This window comes from Nocardiopsis sp. CNR-923 (genome assembly GCF_001942255.1).
Classification (GTDB): domain Bacteria; phylum Actinomycetota; class Actinomycetes; order Streptosporangiales; family Streptosporangiaceae; genus Nocardiopsis.
Genome location: NZ_MKKC01000071.1, coordinates 52,122 through 59,249 on the forward strand (window position 1 = coordinate 52,122; position 7,128 = coordinate 59,249).

Consider the following 7,128-nt stretch of genomic DNA (forward strand, 5'->3'; position numbering starts at 1 on the left):
CGAGGCGTCGCGCGGCACGTGCTAGAACGCGGGCGGGCCGGGCTGGTCCACCAGGGCCGGGTCCAGGCGCCCGGTCACGTGGTCGACGGCGACGTGGGAGTACAGCCGTGTCCCCGTGGCCAGGACCGAGTCGTCCGCGTAGAAGGCGGGGTCGTGGTTGGTGGCCGCCCCCCGCTGTCCGGGGATCGCGCGCAGCGCGCCCCCGACGTACTCGGTGTCCTGGCAGCCGAGCAGGACGAAGACCCCGCCGAAGGCGTCGATGAGCTCCGACACGTCGTCGTAGCCCAGGACCGCCTCGGTCCGCTTGACCCGGCTCTCCCCGACCACCCGCCTCAGGGTGGGCAGGACCGCCGACGTCCAGCTGGGCGAGTTCTCCACCGGGGGCACGCTCTGGAGGTACTCGACCCCGGCCCTGCACCCGTGGGCCAGCGCGATGTGCTCGGCGGCGCGGCGCAGACGGTCGCGCACGGTGTCCATGTCGGACGGGTCGAGGCACCGGAGGGTGCCCCACAGGACCACCGAGGCGCCGACGACGTTGAACCGGCCCGCGTCCTCCACATGCCCGATGGACACGGTGATCGGCGAGGTCGCCGGGACCTGCCGGTAGAGCTGGCCGCAGGCGGAGACGATCTCGGCGGCGGGCGGCATCGGGTCCGCCCCCAGCCACGGCGTCGAGGCGTGCGTCCGGTGTCCCCGAACGGTGATCCTCACCAGGCAGGACGCGGCCAGCAGACGGCCGACCCGGTAGCCGACGATGCCCGTGGGCAGCGGCACCACGTGCAGGCCGAACACCATGGTCGGGGCGGGGTCGAGCAGGGCGGGGGAGGCGACCATGGCGCGCGCGCCGCCGACCTCGTCCACCGGAGGGCCCTCCTCGGCGGGCTGGAACACGAACAGGACGGTGCCCGGCAGCTCCGAGCGCAGGTCCGACAGGACCTCGGCGGCGCCCATGAGCATCGCGGTGTGGCAGTCGTGGCCGCAGGCGTGCGCCACGGGGAACGGCCCGCCGGGGTAGTCCTCGTCGACGACGGTGGAGGCGAAGTCGACCCCGCTGTCCTCCCTGACGGGGAGGGCGTCGACGTCGGCGCGCAGAGCGGCGACCCGGTCGCCGGGCAGGCCGCCCCTGAGGACGCCGACGACGCCGTATCCGGCCACGCCCGTGCGGACCTCGTCCAGGTTCAGCGAGCACAGGTGGCGGGCGACGAGGGCGGCGGTGTCCCGCTCCCGGTTGGCCAGTTCGGGGTGGGCGTGCAGGTGGTGGCGCCATCCGACGACCTTCGACCCGATCGCCGCCGTGTGCAGGTCGACGGCCTCCCACAGCGACTCCACGTCCGTGACGGTCCGACTCATCGCTCCTCCCCCCGGCGGCGTTGTCCACGCTAGACCGGGCTTCCTCCCGGTTGGTGTAAGCGCGGGCAAACGCTGTTCCCGGGGTGCCCGCGCCGCGGGGTTTCTGCTGACGGCAGCGAGGTCTGGCCCGCGACCCGGCGAGCCGTCAGACTGCCGGACATGAGACTTCTGATGCTGGGCGGCACCGAGTTCGTGGGCAGGGCCGTCGTCGAGGAGGCCCTGGGCAGGGGCTGGGACGTCACCGTGTTCCACCGCGGCCGCCATCCGTCCCCCGAGTGCGTCGCCGCCCTGCACGGCGACCGGACCGAGGCGGGCGGGCTCGCGGCGCTGGAGTCGGGCGAGTGGGACGCGGTCGTCGACACGTGGTCGGGCGCGCCCTCGGCTGTCGCGGCGGCGGCGCGCCTGCTCGACGGTCGGGTCGGCCACCACACCTACGTCTCCAGCCGGTCCGTGTACGCCTACCCGGCCGCCGCCGGTGCGGACGAGGACGGGCCGGTCGTGGAGGGCTCACCCGAGGACGACGACGCGACCGACTACGCGCGTGCCAAGCGGGGCGGGGAACTCGCGGCGGAGGCGGTCTTCGGCGACCGGGCGCTGTCCGCGCGCGCCGGGCTCATCATCGGCCCGTACGAGAACATCGGGCGCCTGCCCTGGTGGCTCGACCGGATCGCCATGGGCGGCCGGGTCCTGGCCCCGGGCCCGCGCGACCTCCCGCTCCAGTACGTCGACGTCCGCGACCTGGCCGCCTGGATCCTCGACGCCGCCCAGTCCGGCCTGGGCGGCCCCTACAACCTGGTGAGCCCGCCGGGCCACACCACGATGGGCGCGCTGCTGGAGGCGTGCGCGGCGGCCACGGATTCCGGCGCCGAGCTGTGCTGGACCGATCCGCGGAGGATCCTCGACGCGGGCGTCCGGCCCTGGACGGATCTGCCGATCTGGCTGCCGCGCGGCGAGTCGCACGACACCCTGCACCGGGGTGACGCGTCGCGCGCCCTCGCCACCGGCCTGCGCTGTCGCCCGGTCGCCGAGACCGTCGCGGACACCTGGTCGTGGCTGCGTGCCCTGGGCGGGGAGCCGCCGCGCCGGGCGGACCGGCCCGCGGTCGGCCTGGACCCGGCGGTGGAGGCGGAGCTGCTCGCAGCCTGAAGTCCCGCGGCCCGGGTGTTGGGGATCACGAACGGTTGACGGACCGGCCCCGCACACAGCGCTGGGCGCTCTGTGCGCGACCGGATCCACGCGGGGCCCGACCTCCCCCCTCCCGGGAGGAGCGGGCCCCGCGTCGGTCGCGCCGCGCCGGTCAGACCACGGGTTCCTCCGCCCGCACCGGGGTCACGAGCAGCCGGTCCGCGCCCTCGTCGACGTCCACCACGACCGTGTCCCCCTCGGCCAGGCCGCCCGACAGCAGCTCCCGGGCGAGCGGGTCGCCGATCGAGGACTGCACCAGGCGGCGCAGCGGACGCGCGCCGTAGTTCGGGTCGTAGCCCGTCAGCGCGAGCCACTCGCCGGCCGCGGCGGTCACGTCCAGCTCCACCCGGCGGTCGGCCAGGCGCTGCCGCAGCTTCTCCACCTGGAGGTCGACGATCCGCGCCAGGTCCTCCGTGGACAGCGCGTCGAACATGATCACGTCGTCCAGCCGGTTGAGGAACTCCGGCTTGAACGTCGACCGCACCACGTTCATCACGCGGTCCCTGCGCTGCTCCTCCGGCAGCGACTGGTCGACCAGGAACTGCGACCCGAGGTTGGAGGTGAGGATGAGGATGGTGTTGCGGAAGTCGACGTGGCGGCCCTGGCCGTCGGTCAGCCGACCGTCGTCCAGCACCTGGAGCAGCGTGTCGAACACCTCCAGGTGCGCCTTCTCCACCTCGTCGAGCAGCACCACGGTGTAGGGGCGGCGGCGCACCGCCTCGGTCAGCTGACCGCCCTCCTCGTACCCCACGTACCCGGGGGGCGCGCCCACCAGGCGCGACACCGAGTGCTTCTCGGAGTACTCGCTCATGTCGATCCGCACGATCGCGCGCTCGTCGTCGAACAGGAATTCCGCCAGCGCCTTGGCCAGCTCCGTCTTGCCGACACCGGTCGGGCCCAGGAACAGGAACGAACCCGTGGGCCGGTCCGGGTCGGAGATCCCAGCGCGGGCGCGCCGCACCGCGTCCGACACCGCGGCCACAGCGTCCCCCTGCCCGATCAGCCGCTGGCCCAGCTCCTCCTCCATGCGCAGCAGCTTGGAGGTCTCCCCCTCCATCAGCCGCCCGACGGGGATGCCGGTCCACGAGGAGACGACGTCGGCGACCTCGTCAGCCCCCACCTCGTCCTTGACCATCGTGTCGCCGCCCGAACTCGCGGCCTCCTCCTCCGCGCTGGAGGCCTCCTCGATCTGCTTCTCCAACTGCGGGATCTCCCCGTACATCAACCGGGACGCCTGGGCGAAGTCCCCCTCGCGCTCGGCCAGCTCGGCGCGCGTGCGCAGGTCGTCCAACTGCCCCTTGAGCTCGCCGACGCGGTTGAGGCCCGCCTTCTCCTGCTCCCAGCGGGCGACGAGCGCGTTGAGCTGCTCCTGCCGGTCGGCCAGGTCCGCGCGCAGCCGCTCCAGGCGCTGGACACTCGCCTGGTCCGACTCCTTGGCCAGCGCCAGCTCCTCCATCTTGAGGCGGTCGACGGTGCGCTGGAGCTCGTCGATCTCGACCGGGCTGGAGTCGATCTCCATCCGCAGCCGGGACGCGGCCTCGTCGATGAGGTCGATCGCCTTGTCGGGCAGGAACCGCGCCGTGATGTACCGGTCGGACAGGGTCGCGGCGGCCACCAGGGCGGCGTCCGCGATCTGCACCTTGTGGTGCGCCTCGTAGCGGCCCTTGAGCCCGCGCAGGATCGCGATGGTGTCCGCCGCCGACGGCTCACCCACCATGACCTGCTGGAACCGGCGCTCCAGGGCGGGATCCCTCTCGATCCGCTCTCGGTACTCGTCCAGCGTGGTGGCGCCGACCATCCGCAGCTCGCCGCGCGCCAGCATCGGCTTGAGCATGTTGCCCGCGTCCATGGCGCCCTCGGCCGCGCCGGCGCCGACCATGGTGTGCAGTTCGTCGATGAACGTGATGATCCGGCCCTCGGACTCCTTGATCTCCGAGAGCACCGCCTTGAGCCGCTCCTCGAACTCGCCCCGGTACTTGGCGCCCGCCACCATCGCGGACAGGTCCAGGCTCACCAGGCGCTTGCCCACGAGCGACTGCGGCACGTCGCCGGCCACGATCCGCTGGGCCAGCCCCTCCACGACAGCGGTCTTGCCCACGCCCGGCTCGCCGATCAGGACCGGGTTGTTCTTCGTCCGGCGGCTGAGCACCTGGATGACCCGCCGGATCTCGCCGTCCCGGCCGATCACCGGGTCCACCTTGCCCTCGCGGGCGCGCTCGGTCAGGTCGACGCCGAACTTCTCCAGCGCCTGATAGGTGTCCTCGGGGTTCTCCGACGTCACCTTCGCCGACCCGCGCACCCGCTCGAACGCGTCCAGGAGCGCCTCGGGCGTGGCGCCGACCTCGCCGAGCAGCCGCTTGGCCTCGCCGCCGTCGGTCGCCAGCCCCACCAGCAGGTGCTCGGTGGAGACGTACTCGTCCTCCAGTTGCTGGGCGCGCTTGGCCGCGGTGTTGATCGACACGATGAGCTGGCGGGAGGAGTTCGGTGAGCTCACCGTCGACCCGGCCGCCTTCGGCAGCGCGTCGATCGCCGCCTCCACCCGGTCCCTGAGCGTGTCGGGGTTGGCGCCCACCTCCCTGAGCAGCGGGCGGGTCACGCCCTCGGCCTGGTCCAGGAGCGCGGCCAACAGGTGGAGCGGATCCACCTCCGGACTACCGTCCGCGGTCGCGCGCCGGACGGCCACCGACAGCGCCTCCTGGCTCTTCTTCGTGAGCTTGTAGTTCATCGTCCGGTGACTCCTTTCACCCGTAGCGTCACCCAGGGTGACTCATGTTGGCCGACCGCGCCCCCGTACAGCCGTTGCGGAGCCCCGTCAGTCCCGTTCCTCGTCGCGGTTCCGTCGCGAACCGCCCTGCCCGGGGCCGGAGCCCCGGGTCCCGTCGTCCTCCGGCCGTTCGGCCGTGTTGAAGATCGTCACGCGCGTACGGCGCACCAGCTCGCCGCGCACGCCCCCGGCCTCGGAGGGGCGGCCGCGCCGGGCCACCGCCCGCCGCGCCGCCTCCAGCTCGTTGGCCAGGTGGAACACCTGCTCGCGCAGCTGCTCGACCTCGTGTTCGAGCTCCAGGATCCGCTTGATCCCGGCGAGGTTGATGCCCTCCTCCTGCGACAGGCGCTGCACCTCGCGCAGGAGCTGCACGTCGCGCATGGAGTAACGGCGTCCCCGACCGGAAGCCCGTCCCGGTGAGACGATCCCCAGCCGGTCGTACTGCCGTAGGGTCTGCGGGTGCATCCCGGCCAGCTCCGCGGCGACCGAGATCACGTAGACCGGAGCGTCAGCGCCGAAGGAGTCGTTCACGTCGTTCACGCACCCTTCGCCCGCGCCTCAAGTCCCTCGCGCGGGTCGTGGTCGGTGGTCGCGGCACGGAACTTCTCCAGCGCCTCACGCGCGTCGCCGCTGACAGCCGTCGGGACGGTGACCTCGATGGTCACGAGCATGTCGCCCGTGGTGCCGTCCTTGCGCTTGGCCCCCTTGCCGCGGACGCGCAGCGTTCGCCCGTTCGGGGTGCCCGGCGGGACCTTCACGGTCACCGGAAACCCGTTGAGCGTGGGGACGCGCACCTCCGCGCCGAGCACGGCCTCGGGGAAGGTCACCGGCACGGTGATGGTGACGTTGTCGCCGTTTCTGCCGAACACCGCGTGCTCCTTCACGTGGACGACGACGTACAGATCGCCGGCCGGGCCACCGTGCTCGCCCGGGGCGCCCTTGCCCTTGATCCGGATCCGTTGGCCGTCGGTCACGCCGCCGGGGATCCTCGTCTGGATCGTACGGGTGCTCTTGCCCCGTCCGCTGCCGTGGCACTCGTCGCAGGGGTCGTCCACGACCAGGCCGCGCCCCTTGCACTCGCCGCACGGCTCGGACAGCGAGAAGCCGCCCAGGTTGGTGTTCTCATGCCCGGTGCCGGAGCACTTCGGGCACATCCGCGGGGCCGTGCCCGCCTTGGCGCCGGTGCCCCGGCACGCGGGGCACGGGGCGTCGCTGGACAGGCGGAAGGAGCGGGTCACGCCCTCGGCCGCCTCGCGGAAGCTCAGTGTGGTCTCGGTCTCGACGTCGGCGCCGCGCCGACTGCGCCCACCCCCGCCGCCGCCGCGCCCCCGGCCGCCGAACAGGCCGCCGAAGAGGTCGCTCAGCCGTTCGCCGCCGGACGCGCCGCCGGCGCCCTGGCCGAACAGGTCGCCCACGTCGAACCCGCCGGGCCCGGTGCCGCCGCCCGGACGGTAGGACCCGCCGAACAGCGAGCGCGCCTCGTCGTACTCCTTGCGCCGTTTGTCGTCCGACAGGACGTTGTAGGCCTCGGAGACCTCCTTGAAGCGCTCCTCGGCCTTGGGGTCGTCCGTGTTGGCGTCGGGGTGGCTCTCGCGGGCGAGCTTGCGGTAGGACTGCTTGATCTCGTCCTTCGAGGCGGTCTTTGAGACTCCGAGGACCTTGTAGTAGTCCTTCTCCAGGTAGTCCTTGGTGCTCATCGACTGGTGCCTTCTCCCGCTGGTGCCGGTTGCGTCCGATGCTTACACGTGCCCCGCCTCCGGGTGGAACCGGGGCCGGGGCGCGGCCCGTCGACACGTGGTGCGCCGCCGCGCCTGGCGGCGGGCGCCGTC

Annotated in this window: 5 protein-coding genes; 1 reads left to right on the plus strand and 4 read right to left on the minus strand. The window is 73.0% G+C overall.

Annotated elements, in window-relative coordinates:
- Nucleotides 1-21: 21 nt before the first annotated feature.
- Nucleotides 22-1,350, minus strand: coding sequence for a M20 family metallopeptidase (locus BJF83_RS09315; RefSeq protein WP_075925975.1), 1,329 nt, complete (start codon nucleotides 1,348-1,350; stop codon nucleotides 22-24).
- 159 nt (nucleotides 1,351-1,509) lie between these two features.
- On the opposite strand from BJF83_RS09315, the gene BJF83_RS09320 reads away from it, so the two are divergent.
- Entirely contained in the window at nucleotides 1,510-2,496 is a 987-nt protein-coding gene (locus tag BJF83_RS09320) for an NAD-dependent epimerase/dehydratase family protein (RefSeq protein WP_075925976.1), read from the plus strand.
- Nucleotides 2,497-2,647: 151 nt separating this feature from the next.
- Here BJF83_RS09320 and clpB read toward each other — a convergent pair whose 3' ends face one another.
- From clpB to dnaJ, 3 genes are all read right to left on the minus strand, one after another.
- A complete protein-coding gene (gene clpB, locus BJF83_RS09325; RefSeq protein WP_075925977.1) occupies nucleotides 2,648-5,260 on the minus strand; it encodes an ATP-dependent chaperone ClpB in 2,613 nt (870 codons plus the stop codon).
- Between the two features lie 87 nt (nucleotides 5,261-5,347).
- Nucleotides 5,348-5,839, minus strand: a complete 492-nt coding sequence (locus BJF83_RS09330; RefSeq protein WP_075925978.1) for a heat shock protein transcriptional repressor HspR — start codon at nucleotides 5,837-5,839, stop codon at nucleotides 5,348-5,350.
- The gene (gene dnaJ / locus BJF83_RS09335; protein WP_075925979.1) at nucleotides 5,836-6,996 is read right to left on the minus strand and encodes a molecular chaperone DnaJ; all 1,161 of its coding nucleotides are present in this window, start codon (nucleotides 6,994-6,996) and stop codon (nucleotides 5,836-5,838) included. Before dnaJ ends, BJF83_RS09330 begins: the two co-directional genes overlap by 4 nt.
- Nucleotides 6,997-7,128: the final 132 nt, after the last annotated feature.

What these genes read in the sequence shown, in the direction of transcription:
- BJF83_RS09320 (WP_075925976.1), top strand. Translation starts at nt 1,510, where the DNA reads ATGAGACTTCTGATGCTGGGCGGCACCGAGTTCGTGGGCAGGGCCGTC.
- clpB (WP_075925977.1), bottom strand. Translation starts at nt 5,260, where the DNA reads ATGAACTACAAGCTCACGAAGAAGAGCCAGGAGGCGCTGTCGGTGGCC.
- BJF83_RS09315 (WP_075925975.1), bottom strand. Translation starts at nt 1,350, where the DNA reads ATGAGTCGGACCGTCACGGACGTGGAGTCGCTGTGGGAGGCCGTCGAC.
- dnaJ (WP_075925979.1), bottom strand. Translation starts at nt 6,996, where the DNA reads ATGAGCACCAAGGACTACCTGGAGAAGGACTACTACAAGGTCCTCGGA.